At 70.2% G+C, this 16,424-nt stretch carries 15 protein-coding genes and 1 tRNA gene; 7 read left to right on the forward strand and 9 right to left on the reverse strand.

Annotated elements, in window-relative coordinates:
- Positions 1-21: 21 nt before the first annotated feature.
- Together AN218_RS22525 and AN218_RS36960 are read right to left on the reverse strand one after the other, a co-directional pair.
- Positions 22-2,613: an MXAN_6230/SCO0854 family RING domain-containing protein gene (locus AN218_RS22525; RefSeq protein ID WP_070018708.1), complete on the reverse strand. Its 2,592-nt coding sequence runs from the start codon at positions 2,611-2,613 to the stop codon at positions 22-24.
- 631 nt (positions 2,614-3,244) lie between these two features.
- On the reverse strand, positions 3,245-3,496 hold the full coding sequence (locus AN218_RS36960) for an SH3 domain-containing protein (protein WP_070018709.1): 252 nt from the start codon (positions 3,494-3,496) through the stop codon (positions 3,245-3,247).
- 1,129 nt (positions 3,497-4,625) lie between these two features.
- Between AN218_RS36960 and AN218_RS35625 the strand changes: the two genes are divergently transcribed.
- The 7 genes from AN218_RS35625 (at position 4,626) to AN218_RS22575 (ending at position 10,980) form a co-directional block, all read left to right on the forward strand.
- Positions 4,626-5,168, forward strand: a complete 543-nt coding sequence (locus AN218_RS35625) for a hypothetical protein (RefSeq protein WP_141747660.1) — start codon at positions 4,626-4,628, stop codon at positions 5,166-5,168.
- Positions 5,150-5,596 carry a hypothetical protein gene (locus AN218_RS35630; RefSeq protein ID WP_070018712.1) on the forward strand — a complete coding sequence of 149 codons (447 nt, stop codon included), beginning with the start codon at positions 5,150-5,152 and terminating at the stop codon, positions 5,594-5,596. The genes AN218_RS35625 and AN218_RS35630 overlap by 19 nt, the downstream gene beginning before the upstream one ends.
- Before the next feature lie 54 nt (positions 5,597-5,650).
- Positions 5,651-6,181 carry a hypothetical protein gene (locus AN218_RS38380; RefSeq protein WP_070018713.1) on the forward strand — a complete coding sequence of 177 codons (531 nt, stop codon included), beginning with the start codon at positions 5,651-5,653 and terminating at the stop codon, positions 6,179-6,181.
- Complete coding sequence (locus AN218_RS38905; RefSeq protein ID WP_338059635.1) at positions 6,178-6,633, forward strand: DUF6884 domain-containing protein; 456 nt, start codon at positions 6,178-6,180, stop codon at positions 6,631-6,633. Before AN218_RS38380 ends, AN218_RS38905 begins: the two co-directional genes overlap by 4 nt.
- Positions 6,634-6,723: 90 nt before the next feature.
- A complete protein-coding gene (locus AN218_RS22560; RefSeq protein ID WP_244900598.1) occupies positions 6,724-7,929 on the forward strand; it encodes a T4 RnlA family RNA ligase in 1,206 nt (401 codons plus the stop codon).
- 107 nt (positions 7,930-8,036) lie between these two features.
- The gene (locus tag AN218_RS38390) at positions 8,037-10,430 is read left to right on the forward strand and encodes an XF1762 family protein (RefSeq protein ID WP_338059637.1); all 2,394 of its coding nucleotides are present in this window, start codon (positions 8,037-8,039) and stop codon (positions 10,428-10,430) included.
- A gap of 157 nt (positions 10,431-10,587) precedes the next feature.
- Positions 10,588-10,980 (forward strand): hypothetical protein, encoded by a 393-nt coding sequence (locus AN218_RS22575; protein ID WP_141747661.1) that lies wholly within the window; start codon positions 10,588-10,590, stop codon positions 10,978-10,980.
- A gap of 279 nt (positions 10,981-11,259) precedes the next feature.
- On the opposite strand, the gene AN218_RS37575 is transcribed toward AN218_RS22575, so the two are convergent.
- The 7 genes from AN218_RS37575 to AN218_RS22610 all read right to left on the reverse strand — a co-directional run bounded on the left by AN218_RS37575 (position 11,260) and on the right by AN218_RS22610 (position 15,983).
- Entirely contained in the window at positions 11,260-11,817 is a 558-nt protein-coding gene (locus AN218_RS37575) for a hypothetical protein (RefSeq protein ID WP_070018718.1), read from the reverse strand.
- A gap of 162 nt (positions 11,818-11,979) precedes the next feature.
- The gene (locus AN218_RS22585; protein ID WP_070018719.1) at positions 11,980-12,378 is read right to left on the reverse strand and encodes an SH3 domain-containing protein; all 399 of its coding nucleotides are present in this window, start codon (positions 12,376-12,378) and stop codon (positions 11,980-11,982) included.
- 123 nt (positions 12,379-12,501) lie between these two features.
- The gene (locus tag AN218_RS22590; protein WP_070018720.1) at positions 12,502-13,353 is read right to left on the reverse strand and encodes an N-6 DNA methylase; all 852 of its coding nucleotides are present in this window, start codon (positions 13,351-13,353) and stop codon (positions 12,502-12,504) included.
- A gap of 204 nt (positions 13,354-13,557) precedes the next feature.
- Complete coding sequence (locus AN218_RS22595) at positions 13,558-14,079, reverse strand: hypothetical protein (protein WP_070018721.1); 522 nt, start codon at positions 14,077-14,079, stop codon at positions 13,558-13,560.
- 255 nt (positions 14,080-14,334) lie between these two features.
- Positions 14,335-14,778, reverse strand: a complete 444-nt coding sequence (locus AN218_RS22600) for a hypothetical protein (RefSeq protein ID WP_070018722.1) — start codon at positions 14,776-14,778, stop codon at positions 14,335-14,337.
- A 382-nt stretch (positions 14,779-15,160) separates the two neighbouring features.
- Positions 15,161-15,850, reverse strand: coding sequence for a hypothetical protein (locus AN218_RS22605; RefSeq protein ID WP_070018723.1), 690 nt, complete (start codon positions 15,848-15,850; stop codon positions 15,161-15,163).
- 59 nt (positions 15,851-15,909) lie between these two features.
- Positions 15,910-15,983 (reverse strand) — tRNA-Glu (locus AN218_RS22610).
- Between the last annotated feature and the right edge of the window lie 441 nt (positions 15,984-16,424).

Raw genomic sequence — 16,424 nt, forward strand, 5'->3', positions numbered from 1 at the left:
GCCGCCCCCGGGTGTCCGGTCCTACTCAGGAGCGAGGCCGGTCACCACCTCGGACGCGGCCAGAAGACGCACAGCGCTGCTGTCCAGACCGGCCGGGTGCAGGGCGTAGACCTCGGAGCCCGCGGGAAGTTCCACATCTCCGCGCATCAGGTACGCCAGCGTGGCACGCGAGGGGTCAGCCTCGGTGGCATCGTCGTCCATGGTGCCGATGCGTGCGGCGAACGCGGCTACGTCCTCCCCGACTCGGCGCCCGTATGAGGTCGTCGAGCCGTCAAGGTGGCGCACGACGACGTTGGTGGCCCTGGCGGCGGCCTGCCACGTGGCCAGCTCCCCCAGGCCGACGCGTGCTCCGGAGCTGAAGAGCGCGGTCAGGTGCCTGCCCAGGGCGGCCATGCTGTCGCCGTGGCGGTGCACCGCGTGGTGGGTGCCGGTGACGCCCTGCACGATGTCGAGCCAGCGCATCGTGCGTGCCTGCACGTCGATGACCATCGGCAGGCACGCCTTGGCCGGGCTGGTGAGGTCGAAGCGCTGCTCGACCTGGCGCGCGTCGAAGACCGGGCCGTTGACGCCCGGTTCGTCGCGGACCATCAGTCCGGCGAACGCGTCCTCCAGCTCGACGAAGGGGACGCTGTTGAAGGAGTAGACGGCTGCCACGACGTAGCGGACACCGGCGGCAGCCAGCTCCTTCAGGTCCAGGTCGACGAACTCGCTCGCACCATGCGGAGCGGGGGCGCTGGTGAGATCGCCGGAGTGCACCGCAGCGGTGTCGGCGTAGCACAGGTTCGTGTAGTCGCAGGTCGCGATGTGACTCCAGTCGTGGCCGAACATGGCCGTGGACAGGTCGAGATCAGTGCGCCCGGACGTGGCGGATTCCATCCAGTGCAGGAACAGGCGCACCGTCCGACCGTCCGGCACGGGAAGTTCACTGCCACGCGGGAGGGTCACCAGGGCGCGCGAGGCCGTCCGCTCGGCGAACGGTGCGATCAGGCCGGTCAGTTCGGCGTCGACGACAGCGACGTCGGCCTGCGGGAGCTGCTCGGCTCGGCGCAGGATCTCTGCAGTGAGGACCGCGACCGTACGCCCGACGACGGCGCCGTCGAGGGGCGCTCGCTGGTCCGCGACGAGGTGGGCCCTGGCCGAGCCTCCCTTGGGGAAGAACACGCGGCTTTCGCGCCGGGTGGTGCGGGTGCGCACCTCACCGAGCGCGGACAGGAGCACCGCTGGAGCGACGCGCGGGGCCGCCGCGCTGAGCGCGTTCAGAACCGCCTCGGCGTCCGCGGGGCTGGCCAGGCACAGCAGGTGATTCAGTCGACGTACGAACTCGCCGGGCCGCTGGGTGAGCAGCTTCACGGCACGGGCGACGTCAGCGGCGGCCAGCGCCGCCTCCACCTGACCGGCCCAGACCGGAGGCCGGACCCCGTCCGCAGTGGCGTGGGCGCCTGCCGTGCGGTCCGCGGTCTGCCGCAGTCGGGTGGACAGCGCGTCGTCAGTGAGCGGCGTGGAGCGGAGCACCGCGAAGGCCAGGGCCGCGCGGGGAAAGAGCTCGGCGTGCTCGAACGGGTGCAGCCGCTCGGCGACGGCCTTCCACCGCGCCGGGCGACGGCGGAAGTCCTCGGTCGCCAGGGTCGGGTCGAGGCGGTCGAGCGCTCCCAGGAGCGCGCGGCGCAGCGGGCGCGGCACGGAGGTCAGCCGGGGTGCGTCGGTGAGGCTGGGGTCTCCGCCGGAGCGCACCGCGAGCAGCCGGAGGATGTCCGTGGCGGTGGTCAGCCGGGCGGTGACCGCCGGAAGGGTCGCGGCGAAGGCGGACCGGTCGTCCAGGAGCCACGCCAGAACGCGCGCCTTGGTCTCTCGGCTCGGGAGCTGCTCCGGCAGCCAGGACAGGTCGGCGCGGTCGCCCACGTCGTTCAGGAGGACGGTCAGGTCGTCGGTGTCCTGCGGGCTGAGTGCTCCGGTACGAGCGAGCAGCGTGGCGAGCTCGGCGGCAGCATGGCTGCGGCGGGCTGAGGTGTCACCGCCGAGGGAGAGCACACGCAGCCGCTCCGGAAGCGCGCGGTGGGGGGACGCCGCCGGGCGGGTGGCGGCCGGGTGCAGGAACGGATCCGCGGTGTCGATGCGCCGGTGGCAGATGGGGCATGCGGAGAAGTCCGCGCCATCGAAGCAGGAGCGGCACACCAGGTGCGCGCAGGGCGATACCGCGTGCACGGTTCCGGGTGTGCCGCACAGGATGCACGGCTGCTCGGGCACCTGAAGGAGCACGGTCAGGACGCGGTCGACGAAGAAGGCCATCGTGTCGGTCGGGGTGGACTCCGGGAATCCGCGGAAGAGGGGCTGGTGGGGGCGGTCGGCACCGAGCGCGGCGTCGATGTCGGCCAGCAGCGCCGTGCCTGCCTCGGCCAGCGTGGCGGTTTCGAGTGCGGCCAGGGCGTGGCGGAGTTCCGCCGAGACGAGAAAGCCTCGGTCGAGGAGGTCGCTCTCCAGCAGCGTGACCCCGGCCAGGGCCTGCGGGGAGGCTGTAGCGGAAGGAGCGGGCGGGTAGACGGCGCCGCGGCGGGTCAGCAGCACTGCGGACGTGCTCCAGGGACGGTGTGCAGTGATCGTGTCAACCGTGGTCATGCGGCGGGTTCCCTCCCCGTGTCTCGGCTCGTTCGGCGCCCGGGCGCGGTGACAGCACTCCCCTGTGGCGGGAAGTCGGATGCAGCGGCTCGGGGCCGGCGCGCGAAAGCTCCTGGTGGCCAGTGTGGTGCGGCCGTCCGTCACTGCGGGGCGCAGACGAACGCGGGGCGGGAAGTGAGCGCGCTGGCATCTATTCCAAGTGGGAGAAGGAAGCACGCTGCGGAGCCGCCCCGCGTCGCGACCGTAGCAATCGCGGCACGGCAGGCGCATAGGGATTTCCGTACGCCCGGGCGACCGCGCCAGAGCGGGCATGCGCTCTGGGACGTCAGCTGCGAAGCAACGCGGCGGGCCGGGCGTACACCGTCCCGCGGGACGTGATGTCCCAGCCCGCCGCGTCACGAACAGCATGACATTGCGAGGGGTCAATAGTCAAGCTTTAGGTGTCATGATCGAGCGTGCGCCGCCCCGCCGGCGACAGGCAGCGTGGCGGTGTCTTCGAATCGGACGCGGGCTGCGGGTGGTGTACGGCTCCAGCCCTGCATTACCGCGGCTGGAGCCGTACATCACTCACGCAACCGGGGGTCGCTCACCCTGGGCGGGATCGGTCGAACCTCTCCCCGGCCCAGCCTGGTCAGCGGGTGGACGGCTCCATCGGCACGGGGACGTAGGCGTCGTACACCCAGTTGACCTTGCCCTTGTGCCGGCCTTGAAGGATGCGGACCTTCTCCCAGTTGCGCCCCTTGTTCGAGCAGAGCGCCATTACGTCGGTCCCCTTGGAGAGTGTCCCGACCGAGGTGTATCCGGTTCCGGGACCGGTCCGGAGGTTGACGCCGCTGGCGCTGATGTACGAGCGGTAGTTCTCGTGCTGGCGGGCGCACTTCACCGAACTCGTCGACGAGTCCGCCGCCGAGGTCCCCAGCGCAGTGGGAGCGGCGGCAGCGGAGGATGCGCCTGTGAGTGCGCCGCCCAGAACGATCGCGGAGGCTACGGCAGCCGTAGCGGCCCGCCGAGCAGTGCCGTTCGTCATACGGTTCCCTTCTCGAGAATGAGCCGACACCCCCGCCACCAGTGGATTCGCTGCTGATGCCGGCGAGTGCCGCACGTGACATGCGGGCGAGAAGGTAGGAACGGGCGCCTGTGGACAGAGGTCGGCCAACTCGGAGACCCCGCGGAAGGACGGTGGTCGCTCCGGCCGGCTGCGCACTGACACGGCTGTGACCTGACGTACGGGCGCGACTCCCCTCCTTTGAGTTTTGCCCCCCTGTTGAGTATTTTCTATCCCTGCGTGTTTCCGGGTCCGCGATCAGCACCCGTGGACCGCACCGGCCATCCGGCCCCGACGGATCAGGAGGCTCCCGGCGGTGAGCAAGCCCTCTCGGAGAAAGCGGCAGCGCGCACTGCCCGCTGGGCAGATGCAGGCGCTACGGACGATCAGGGACCACCGTGTTGTGCTGCAGAGGCGCACAGGAGATGAGTCGCAGTTCCGCTACCTCGCTCCGCGCGACCCCCGCAGGCCGACCGCGCCCGAGACGTGGCTCACCCTGCCCTCCTGGAACGTCACTCCCCTCCTGAAGAGCGGTCTGGCCGAACGCAGTCCGAACCGAACCGCGTACGACTCTGTGTGGCGTGATCCGGTCCGCCTCACGCAGCGAGGGCATCAGGCTCTGCGCCTCGCACAACTCGCTGATGCAGAAGGGGAAGCCGGGGAACAGCGCGCCGCTGCCGCAGAGTCTCTGCGCAGACTGACGCGTGAACGTGACCGGCTCCGTCGCGAGCAGCCCCGCACGGGGTTCGATGAGCGGCTCAACGAGCTGGAGCGTGAGCAGCAGTACGCAGCAGCGCTTCACGCCGCCGCGGTCGTCGCCCACGAGTCGGCAGAGCTGGAACTGGCCCGGATGGATCGTCCCCCGCACAGGGACTCCCACGGGGCGCCAGAAACTCGCGTGGCCGCCTTCGGGCGCGATGCGGACGCCGAAGCGGCCGTGACCGCCGCTGGATACACCGTGACCGTGATGAGCCGCGGTCCTGCCACGCCATGGAAGAAGTGCGATCCGATCACGGTCCCCCGACCGCGTGCGCGGTCCATCGTCTCCGCCTGGACCCGGGAGCGGCAGGCACACGCCCTCCAGGATCGCGACGGTCGGCTCTTCCTCGCCCTCCCTGCGGTGCAGTTGGAGCTGGCGCCCTGCAAAGTGGCGCCGCCGACCGAGGGGAAGGCGCTGCGGGCAGCGCTTGCGGCCGGTTACGGCTTCCCCGCGTACGACGATGGGGAAGGCGGCTTCTCGTGGCTCGCCGTGCCGCTGGACCCCAACCGTTCGTGGACCGGGACCTACGAGGCGTTGCACTTCCGGGTCTCCTCAGGGGAACGCGCGGACCGGCCCGCTTCCGAGCACCCCGCAGTGTGGGGCGCCTCCCTGTACGACGCGGAGGCCGATTACGTCACCACGCTCGCCTCCGCGCCGGAAGGATCGACGCTCGCGGAGGACTGCGCACACGTAGCCCGTGCCATCGCGCAGTACGCCCGCGCCGTTCACCCATGCCGCGCACGGCCGTGATCGCGCGCCTGGAGACCTGGTGGAGCGTCGGTGTGGACTCCTTCGCCGATGACGGCGGCTACGACCCGTCGGCAGTACCCCGGGAGTTGTGCGGATACGTCACCGCCTCCATCACCGACATCAAGGCCCTGGACGAGGCCGAGGGGTGGGCCCACGGCTATGGCCGCACCGGGCTCCGGGTGCGCGACGGGCGGGTGCACATGGCGCTCGCCTGGCGCCTGGATGTGGATCGGCAGGCGTGGGCCGCCGTGCGCGGCCTCGACCCGCGACGCGGCGTGCGCCGCGACTTGGCAGAGCACATCGCGTTCGAACTGTTTCACCTGTCCTCGGTGTGCGAGACCGACGCCGTGATGACAGCCCGGTACGCCACCGGGCACGGCACCGTGCGGCGCATCTGGCGTCCGGAAGACCGACGCCGAACCTCCTGACCCGTAACCCCCGACGTCCGGATCGTCCGATCGGACCCGACAGAAAGGCCCCTCATGAGCCTGCTCAGCCCCACCGGCGCGAAGATCCTCAACGCTAACGACAACGGCGTCGTCTCAGGCCACCCTGCCGCGATGGCCAAGCTCGAAGCGGACGGCCTCGTGATCCCGCACCGCCGGGATGGCGGTACGCACTGGATGACCGAGGGCGGCTGGTCGGCCCTCGCCCAGTGGCGCCAGGACAATCCCAGCGCCTCATCCGTGCCCGAGCTCGCCGGCATTCCGCCGAAGCTTCCGAAGAAGCAGCACGAAGCGATGCAGACGGCGGCAGGCAGACCTGATCAGCGCGTGCCCGGCATCGATGACCGGGACGTGTACTTCTCCGGCGGCACCTGGTTCCGACGGCAGACGCTGCACGCCCTCTGGGAGGCCGGGTACGCCGACTACCGGCGGTGCCCCGGGGAGAAGCCGCTCCGGTACGACGAGACCTGCCGGTCGCCCCTGCCGGCCGTGAGTACGCCCGGCAGCGCTGCGGCACGCTTCTGGACCGGCGCAAGATCGTGCTCATTGCGTGCCGCGGCGAGATGAAGCCGGACCCCGGCCGGAACGAGTACGGCAACCCGAACGCGGGCTACCCGGCGGAGGAGTTGTACGTAGGGCGATACAACCGGGCTCTGAAGCTCGCTGCAGGCGCCCTCACCGACCCGTCTCTCATCCTCATTGCCTCTGCGCGCCATGGCTTGGTGCCTCTGAGGCGTCCGCTCCACCCGTACAACGTGACCATCGGTGACGATCGGGCCGTGTCCGCCAGGACGCTGGCTCACGACGCTGCGGACCACGGTCTGGACGACGCGGACGTGCTCTTCCTCGGCGATCAGGAGTATGCGGCTCTGCTGCGCCCGATCGTTCCGCACCTGTTCACGCCGTTGCTCAGCGACGATTGCGGCCAGTACGAGCTGGTCGGTGGGGACGACGCCCTCCGGGAGGCGTGGTGGAGCGAGGCCGCGCTCCTTCGATCTGACCATGGTGACACTTTTTAATTGACATCTAGCCCTGCCCTGCGTAAATTAATGCCCATGCTGGTGAGGCAAGCACCGGCCCCTTTCCGCTACGCCACTCCCGGAGCTCTCGTGACCACTCTCGACTCGCTGTTCCCCGCCGCCGACCTCGACGACGCAGTGCGGGCCGGACACGTCGCGCGCAAGGACCACCCGCACCTGCCGCTGGTGATGTTCAACTACACGCGGGCCTGCCAGTACGCGGGCGCGTGGACTCCCGTCACTACCCGCTGCCGCGGCCTGGTCGTTGAGAAGGACACCGGCCGCGTGATCGCCTGGCCATTCGAGAAGTTCTTCAACGTCGCCGAGCACGACCTCGGCCGCCCCTACGCGCCGCCGCTGCCCGCCGAGCCCTTCCACATCTACGACAAGCTCGACGGCAGCCTCGGCCTCGTCTTCCACTACGACGGTCGCTGGCACGCCGCGACCAAGGGGTCTTTCGACTCGCCGCAGGCCCAGTGGGCCCAGCGGTGGCTGGACGCTCAGGACACCGCTGGGCTGCGCCCGGGCGTCACCTACCTGACGGAGATCATCTACCCCGGCAACCGGATCGTCGTGAACTACGGCGACCGTGCCGAGCTCGTGCTCCTGGCCGCCTTCACCGGTGACGGAGACGAGCTTGACCTTCGGGAGGCGTCCGAGCACTGGTCGAGCGTCGGTCCTGTGGTGCGCACCTGGCCGTCGACTGACCTCGGCACGCTGCTGAAGCGGACCGAGACGAACCAGCATGCCGATGGTTCCCCTGCCTCGGCCCTCGCGACCGAGGGGTATGTGCTGCGGTTCGCCTCCGGCGTGCGTGCCAAGGCCAAGCTCGCCGAGTACGTCCAGCTTCACAAGAGCATCACCGGTAGCAGCGAGGTCGACATCTGGCGGTACCTGGGCGTCCAGAAGTTCCGTACCCAGCCCGTCAAGCAGCTCGCCAAGGCCCTTGCCTGCCCCGTCGGTGAGGTGGAGAAGCTGACCGCTGCTCCGCAGGGCCCGCTGGAGGCGCTGCTGGAGCAGGTTCCCGACGAGTTCGACGCCTGGGTGCGCACCGTCACTTCCACGCTGGAGGAGGGCGCGGACCGCACCCGCCGGGCGATCGAGACTGCGTATGCGGAGATGGCCCACCTGGCGGGCGATCGCAGGGCGTTCGCCGAGGCCGCTCAGCGCTACCAGGACCCTGCCGTGCGCTCGGGGCTCTACCTGCGCCTGGACGGGCGGGACCTCTCTCTGCACATCTGGCGGTCCCTCAAGCCTGCCGCTTCGCCCGCGCCGGGCGTCGTGGAGGAGGGCTGACCCCCGCTTCCGGGCCGTCGCCTCCCACGACGGCCCGGCGGTGGGAGCGCGGCGAGCAGCCTCGTCCTGCGCGGTCTCAGCGCCGGGGGGAGTTGACCATCGTGCCGATGTCCTTCCGGGAGGCGTGCGCGTACGTCGACCGCGTCCATCGCCACCACGACCGGCCGCAGGGGCACAAGTTCTCCCTCGGTGTGATGGCGGACGGGCGCCTCGTGGGAGTGGCCATCATCGGGCGGCCTGTGGCCCGGGCGTACGACACCGGAGTCACGGTGGAGGTCACCAGAGTGGCCACCGACGGCACGCCCAACTCCTGCTCGGCTCTCTACGGAGCGGCTTGGCGGACGGCCAGGGCCGCCGGCTACCGCCGCGCGATCACCTACACCCAGGAAGGGGAGAGCGGCGCGAGCTTGCGGGCAGCAGGGTGGCGTCAGGTCGCTCAACGCCCGGCGCGCGCCGGGTGGGACGCCCCCAGCAGGCCACGCCGGTCGAAAGGCACCGATCACGTCGCCCGCGTCCTGTGGGAGATCACCGCGCGCCAGGCCCCACCACGCATGGGTGATGAAACCCGTGACGAAACCCGCCGCACCTCCGGGCGGCGGCGCTGCGCGGCTCCGTCCTGCCGCAACCGCCTCATTCGCCGCGCGACGGGACGCCCGCCCCGTTACTGCTCGCCGGCCTGCCGCCAACGTGCCTACCGGCGCCGCACCCGAGCACGCGCACGCTCTGGTCGGTCTGGCGACCTCACGAACTGTCACGTCCTCCCGTCCGATCGGTCCGAAGTCAAGGTCACCGCCATGTCCGCAGAAGCAGGTTCCGACCATGTACGCGACGAAGCCGCATCCGCCGTGCAGAGCATCGACGACGGCGCGTACCGCGGCAGGCCCGACAAGGGCAACCGCGTCGTGCAAGGCGCTGGGCTGGAGCCAGCTCGGGATCCGGGCCACGGCGCGGGCGACGCCTGCCTGCAAGTCGCCAAGCAGGCTTCCGTCTTGGCCGCGAGGGCGGCGGACGAGGCGATGTACGCGGCGGCGCGCAGCCGGGCGGGTGAGACGGCTCGGCTCGACGCGGTGATGCTCGCGGCCCATGAGCAGGCCACCGAAGCGGAGCGGCTCGCGCGCCTTGCTGCGAAGAACGCCGGTATCGGTGATGGGTCGACAGCCCGCGCATTGGCCCTCCGTGCCGTTTCGCACGCGGCTCTGGCTCAGCAGACCGCCGGCATCGAGGAGACTGCCGCGGAGCTCGCCACATCGCTGGTACGCCAGCGATCCGCGCTCGAGCGGCGCGCCGAGCGAGATGCGGCGGCAGAGACGGAAGCCGAACTGCGCGCGGCGACGGGGATGGACGAGCACAACCGCGTCCAGCTGGACGTCGCACGCTCTACCGCAGTGGATGCTGTGCCGGCCCTCGGCTGGTCGAGGGGACACCTGCGAGCAATGGAGGCAGCCGACGCGGGAAGGCTCTATCGCCGCGACGGGCGCGCGTGGGACGGGGGCACCCCGGGCCGGTGGGATGGGGGCCGACCGGTCGCCCGGGAGCGGGTGCTCATGCTCGCGTCCGCCGGATTCCTCGCCATCTGCCGCGGCAAGGACCGACGGATCATCGTCACGCCGATGGGGTCCCTCGCACTCTACTTGGCTCGCCTCTACCCCGACGGGGTGTTCGCCGACGACAAGGCCGCGTACGCCGCGCGGCTTGCAGCGTGCCGCCGACCGTGGTCGAGGAAGGACGAGTTGAAGGAGGCAGCCCGGAGGCTGCGCCCCCTGGACGAGCACACGCTGCGCACCTTCACGTGGCCGGTGACGATCGCCGAGCAGGAAGCACAGGCCGCCGAGCTGGCGCACGGGGCGTGGGAGGACGACGGCGGCGCTGTGCCGGAGATCGCTCGCGCGAAGGCGGGGCCACGCGGGCCGACACCGAGCCGGCATCAGGATGCCGCGCGGTACGGGGCAGGCCCGCAGGAGCAGTTGGCGCTGTGGACCCGCGAGACCGTGACCGGCGAGGCACAACCGGGCCGCGGTGTCGGACCGCTGGTCGTGGTTCCCTGTTCAGCTCGGAAGTTGGATCGCCCCGCTCCGGTCCGCCATCTGTACACCGGGCCGCTGCACACCAAAGCCCGGATGGCGGCGGAGGCCCTCACGGCCCGCGGCGGGCTCGTGCTGGTGCTCTCCGGCAGGCGGCTGATCTTCCGTCTGGATGAGGTAGTCGAACCGTACGACGTGGTGATGCCCGAGCGCCTGACCGACCAGGACGTCGCGCAGCTGCGCGCCGAGGCGGTGCGACACGGCGTGGCCGACGCCGACGATGTCGTGCTGCTCACCCCCCGGCTCTACACCAGCGCAGCACGGCACATCTGGCCCCATGCGACCGCGGCGCTGGAAGGCAGCGGCGGCATCGGCGTCATGCTCCGGCGCCTGGCCGAGATCTCTGGCACCGGACACTTGGGGCAGCGGGTCGACGGCCAGCGCCGCACCGACCGTTCTCGCGCAGCGCTTGGCGGATGAAGACGGAGGGGCACGGATTGGCGGCGCTACGGTGGGGTTTCCCGTCTTCCGTCCGGACGTCGATCCCTTGGACCGGCACTGCCCATCCATCTCGAAAGGTCGCAGGCTCGTGTATCGGAGCACCACGGCAACCCTGCCTGACGGGACCAAGGCGGTCGTGCACTCCGACAGTCTCATCTGGGAGAAGGCCATCTTGCGGGGCAACGGCGGTCTCGCCAACCTGGGCGCCACGGTCATCGAGCAACTGCGCGGCGCCGGCGCCTGCGTCGCTGTCCAGCACGAGGATCTGGGCGTGATCGTCACCCCTCACCGTGGTGGCGCGACTGAGATCACCGCCCGTGTTCTGTGCACCGATCCGACCTGCCTCACCGCGGCCGAGACGCACGAGCAAGAGCTCTTTTGGGTCCAGCATCCTGACACCCCCGCGGCCCGTGCTTGGGCGACTCGGCGAGCCGTAGCCGGTGAGTGGCAACTCCAGGCCGAGCGGGAATCGATCGCGCACTACTACCCGGGCCCTGCCGTCCCGCTTCATGTGCGCGAGGGGCAGTGAGGCGGACGAGGTGAGGTGGCTGACCTCCGGTCATCTCCCAGGTGTCTGCGAAGCGGTCCGGCACGGTGTCGCCGGCGCCTCCGGTCGTGCTGTGGCCCCGAGCCGCTCCACTCGCGCACACCGCGCCGTCTGACGGGAGGCGGCAGCCACGTTCGACGGCAGCGAAGGCATCGGGACATGCAGGGCGTCTGGCACTTCTCGCGCCGGGCGCCTCCCAGGCTGGCGCCCGTTGCCCCTCGGACGCTGCCCCGTGCGCCGATCAGGAGGCCCCGCACGGTGCTACCGCGCTGTGTCTTCTTCCGTCGCCGTACGGGAGACCCTCAGCATCGGTCGCCCGGGGTACGGGTAGAGGGGCACGCTCCGCACCAGTTCCGGGCGCATATCGACCCGGCTCAGCACACACGGCTCTCGGTAGACGTCTTGCACCCAGGCACTCGCCGCTCTTCGCGTGGCCTCGCGGCGGAGCGCGCCGTCGGCGAGGGTCCACACGATCCAGTCGCGGCGGCCGTCTCGATGGGCGTGCCACAGCAGCCCCAAGACGAGGCCGACGACTGCTTCGAAGCCGGCCCAGGGCAACAGCAGGATGCGGGATTCCGGGAGGGCCCAGGCCAGCAGCAGAGCGGTCGCGGTGCCGGCCGCCCAAGCGGGCCAGTATGCGTACGGGCGCGCCGTGTCCGCTGTGCGCATGTGGAGAACGAGTGCGCTGATGATCAGGCCGACCGCCAGCACGATCAGGGCCTCGTTGCTGCCAGCGGCTCTCAGCGTCACGCACGCTGCGGCAGCGGTGAGCAGGCCGCGTACGGCGGTGCGCTCCTGTGGGCGCTTGTCACCGGGCACCTTTCCCCTCCTTCGCGCGCCGCTTCCGAATCGTATGTCCAGTCCTCGAAGACGACCAGCAGCCGGGACGACCCCAGGGAACGACCATGGGTGTGCGTATTCCACGACGCGGCGCCCCTGCACCGGAGCTCGAGGGCAGGGGCGCCGCGGGGGCCAGATCCGTTACGTGGTGTAGCGGTAGGAGACCCATCCCTTGAGGCCGTGGTTCTTGCCGGTGAGGACCTTGCCGTAGTACCAGATCTTGTCGGGGCCGGGGTCCAGGTAGCTTCCGCAGCTGCCGTAGATGCGGAACTTCGCGTTCTTCGACAGCTGACCCTTCGAGGCGTAGCCCGTCGACGGGCCCTTGCGCAGGTTCACGCCCGAGCTGGTGATGCGCTCGGTGTGGTTCTTGTCGTTGCGGCAGTTCTTGGCGAAGTCCGCTGACGGCGATGCAGCCTCAGAGGCGACCAGCTTGGCGGGAGCCGGCGCCGCCGAGGCTGCGGGCGCCGCGGCGGCAGCTCCGCCGACGAGTAGAGCGGAAGCGGCGACGGTCGTGCCGAGTCGGTGTGTCAGTCGTGTCATCACATGCCCTTCTGTGAATCCGTCCGCCCGGCCGGCCCGGGGGCGCGGTTCACGGAAGGTAGGAAGACCCGCCTGTGGATGGATGCCGACCAACAGCCGGGGCTCCGGACTGGGCCCGGCGCGTCAGTCCTGGCCGCCGGAAAGGAGGTTCCGAGCAGCTCGGAGACTGTCGCGCCTCGTCACGACGTCGGCGAACAAGGCATCCCTTCGGTCTTCCAGTTCTCTCCGTGTGGCCAGTGCCTTGCCGGAGAGGTCCCCTTCGCTGAGGGTGTCCCCACAGGCGACGAGGGTGTTCGGGCCGAGGTCCCAAATCAGCATGTTCACGGCCGCGCCGGCCGCCGCGATGGGATCCTTGTCCTGGAGGTGCCAGGCCCAACCGTGCGGGTCGATGCCACGGTGGCGCAGGTGTTGTGCGGCTGAGCGGAACATTCCGCTAGTGCCGCCGGCCGGTTCGTGCAGCGCTCCGTTCTTGGGCGGGCTGTCGCCGATGGTCATCCCCGCCAGGAGGTCGGTGACTTCGGGTGGTGTGTGGAATTCGCCCAGCCAGGAGCGGTCACCGCGGTGGCGGAGGCTGGTGATCGTCCAGGACATCAGGTCGACGTGGGAGCGCATGTAGGGGTCCCGGTAGCCGGTGTGGAGCAGAACGCCGTGGCGCAGGGCGGTGTCTGAGACTGCTTTGATCGCGCGGAGGGTGTCCGGTGAGTGCTCTTCTTCGTACCAGCGCAGGATGGGGGCGGCGGTGTTGATGAGGTCCGGGCGGGATATCCAGTGGACGGCGGCGACTTCGCCGACGGTCGGCGGCCACTTCGATGCGGGCTGGTCGGCGATGAAGTCGGCCAAGTCCTGTGCGTGGGAGGCCGCGTCGGTCTTGCGGGGCCACAGGGCCAGCGTGGCCACGACTCCGCACGGTATGTCCATCCGGCCGGCGCCGTGGTGGCGGTGCCAGGTGTCCGCGACGGCGTGTCCGAGCTTCATTCCCTCGGAGCGTTGAGTGGGAAGTCGCGGCTTTCGGCGTGCGTTCTTGCGTGCGCTGGTCGGGTCGTCTGGCGTGCGCGTCGTGGTGGCGGGCTCGGACTGAGCGGTGGATGACACGTGTTTTCCTCGTCGGGATAGCTTATACACGTTTTACGTGTCGCTGAGTTGTGGTCGTAGCTCGCCCTGAGCAGAGAGGAGTTGTCGCTACGCGGGGGCGGAAATGATGACGACGTCTTCGGGGGCAAGACCGTGATGTACTGCTATGGCCTGCTGCGGAGAGACGTCTCCTTCGCCCCCGATCTCGAACGTCCCCTCACGGACGCGGCGGTCCAGGGCGGGGATCATGTAGCTGATGCGGCGGCCCAGAAGGTAGGAGCCGCGGACTGCCTGAACGGCGAGGACCGGAAACGGGCCGGGCTGTCTCAGCAGAGCGAGGCCGTTGCTGATCCAGAACTCCTCGGCTCCGGCGCCGTGTTCCAGGACGCTGAAGCCGTCGCCGCGGGAGAAGGAGCGCAGATGGTCGAAGCGGTACGCCGCGGCGATCTTCCAGTCGTCGCCGGAGAGCATGTCCTCATCGGCGTTGAAGAGCGTGACTGCGCGCCAGAGTTCGTCTTCTGCCGGGCCGGCGGAGGCGGTGGTGTAGGAGAAGACTCGCAGCATCGGGTGGTCGGAGCGGTAGCCGAGGTTGTCCGGGTGGGTGTTGTGCCAGACGGTGATGCGGCGCATGCGGGGCAGGTTCCTTTCGTTCGGTCTCAGCGCGTGGCCTCGTGAGGCGGGGCGGGGTCTACTGCGAAGCGGGGCACCACAGCCGGCGGTTGAGGCACAAGCGCCCGTCGGACGGCACGCGCCGTGGCACTTGTCGCGGTTCTCGTACGGGCGCGGATTCAGTCGAGGAACATCCGGTGCATGCAGCTCCTCGGTGGAAGCCTCGCCGGTCCGGCGCATCGAGACGCCTGCGCGGGTCCTACGGTGGTGGCACCGTCAGCCGTCCCGCGCGACAAGCAGGGCGTCGCCGTAGGCGCGCATCCAGGCTTCATGTACTGCGTAGTCGGGGTTGGTCGGCGGGATGGGCCACACGGGCCGCCAGCGGGTCCGGCGGCCGGTGACGATGACCTGGTCCAGGCGCTCGTGGTCCGCGCCGTCACCGGTCCTCCAGTGCTCCATGACGGTCAGGCGGCCGGGAAACTGTGCGCGGAGCTTCGCGGTGATCTCCTCGGCGCTGTTGGTGATGGAGACCCCGACTCCGCTCTCGGTGACGATCGCCAGGTGGCCGTCGGCCGTACGCCAGACCCTCAGGAGCGCCATGCCTCCCCCGCCCGCGCATACCGAGGGGAACGTCCAGGCGGGGTCGTCGAGGACGAGCTCGTCAGGGCGCGGCACGGGCGGGAGGAGCGGGAAGTGCTGGTCGTGGCCGGAAGGGGACACAGGATGCTTCTCCAGTTCGGCGCGGAGGGTGGGCGGGCAAGTCCGGCATGAGGGCCGGGTCACGGGTGATTCGTTCACGAGGAGGCGGTGGACGGCGGGCGGGGGCAGATCCGCTCGACGACGTCGCCGTCGTCGGTCAGAGTGAGCATCAGACGCCGGTGGCTGTGCGGTGCGTCCAAGTCGACGGCGAGGTGCCGCAGCTGCGGGTCCGGGTTCCAGCGGGTGACGGTCCCCGGTCGCGCCGGCCGGCACCGGGTCGTGCACGTCGGTGCATACGAGGAGCCGGATGCGGTCGCCGCGCTTGAATTCCTCTTCCACGGTGCTCCTTCGAGGTGTTGTCCGGCTTCCGGGGGCGGCCTGCTTCCGCGTCGTGAGCGGACGCTCAGGTCTTCGTGGGGACGAAGAAGGTGGCTGAGGAGGTGGTGGGTCGGGCCTGATGGATGGAGCTGATGTAGAGGGCGCGCATGCGCTGTCGGGCCTGCGTGCTGAGCCTCCAGGCGGGACCGTCTTGGGTGTGGGTGAGGTCGATGAAGCGTCGTACGCGTGCTTCTGCGGGCCAGTCGGAGCGCTGCCAGCACATGGGCCCGTGCCGCTGGCATGCGCAGCGGGCTGCTCCCGGAAAGGGATGCTGGGCGTGCGCGATGAGGTCGCTGTGGCCGCCGACGCCGCACTGCTGCTCGATGACTCCGTGTGGGCCGTGGAGGAGGAAGATGCTCCAGCCGCGGGGGTCGGTCTCCTGCTCCGCTCGCAGTTCGGGGTGGGGCGCTGCGAGGGTATGGCTGATCGCCCACACCGTGGCGCTGGTGGTCTGGTTGTTTGCGTCGCCTTCCACGGCGCATCCGCTCCGCCGTAGTGCCGTCCGCATGGCCGTGGCGGCCCACCTGTTGTCGGTGGCCACGGTGACGGTCTTCTGCGTCGAGTGCTGGAGGGCGACGTCGCTGCTGGTGAACTCGGAGAATCCCGGGAAGCTGTCGGGATCGACTGCTGCCCGGGCGAGGGCTATGACCAGGCCCGGATCAGGGGCGGCGGCCTGCGGTGGCGGGGTCGGCGCGGAGGGGGCGAGGAGCGGCACAGATCTCCAGACTCGAGGTTGAGGTGATCACGTCGCGCGCGCCCGGAGGCGGGTGTGCGTACCCCTGGCGGGATTCGAACCCGCGGTCTCCTCGTTGAGAGCGAGGCGAGCTAGGCCGCTACTCGACAGGGGCAGGACCGTCGGCTCCCTCGGGTGTGTCCGGTACGAGGTGGAGCTGACTGTGGGGTGGTTCTGGCGTGCCAGAGGGGGCCGGGGGCGACGCGGGCACCGACCCCCTCCGACACGGATAATTTACCTTACCAGGAGTCGATTAGCAATGCTTGCTTGTCGCTTTAGGGTGTTCGCATCGCAGACGCCCGGTGGTCGGATTTCAGGCGCGCTCCTGCGCTGGGCCGGCGGCGGGGCCTGAGCATCGCTCCCGCTGCGGCCTGACTCCGTAGGCGCGGACGCTGGTCGTCCGGGACCACGATGTCGGCTCGCCCGCCTCATCAGACCTTGGCTCTCGACCTCCGCCTCAGGCCCGACCAGGTTCTGCACGCTGCCATGACACCGCAAGACGGCAGCCGGGTTCCCGCCGGTGCCACTCATCAGTGCTGACAACCGCCTCTTGAGC

It is taken from the genome of Streptomyces nanshensis, assembly GCF_001751255.1.
Lineage (GTDB): Bacteria > Actinomycetota > Actinomycetes > Streptomycetales > Streptomycetaceae > Streptomyces > Streptomyces nanshensis_A.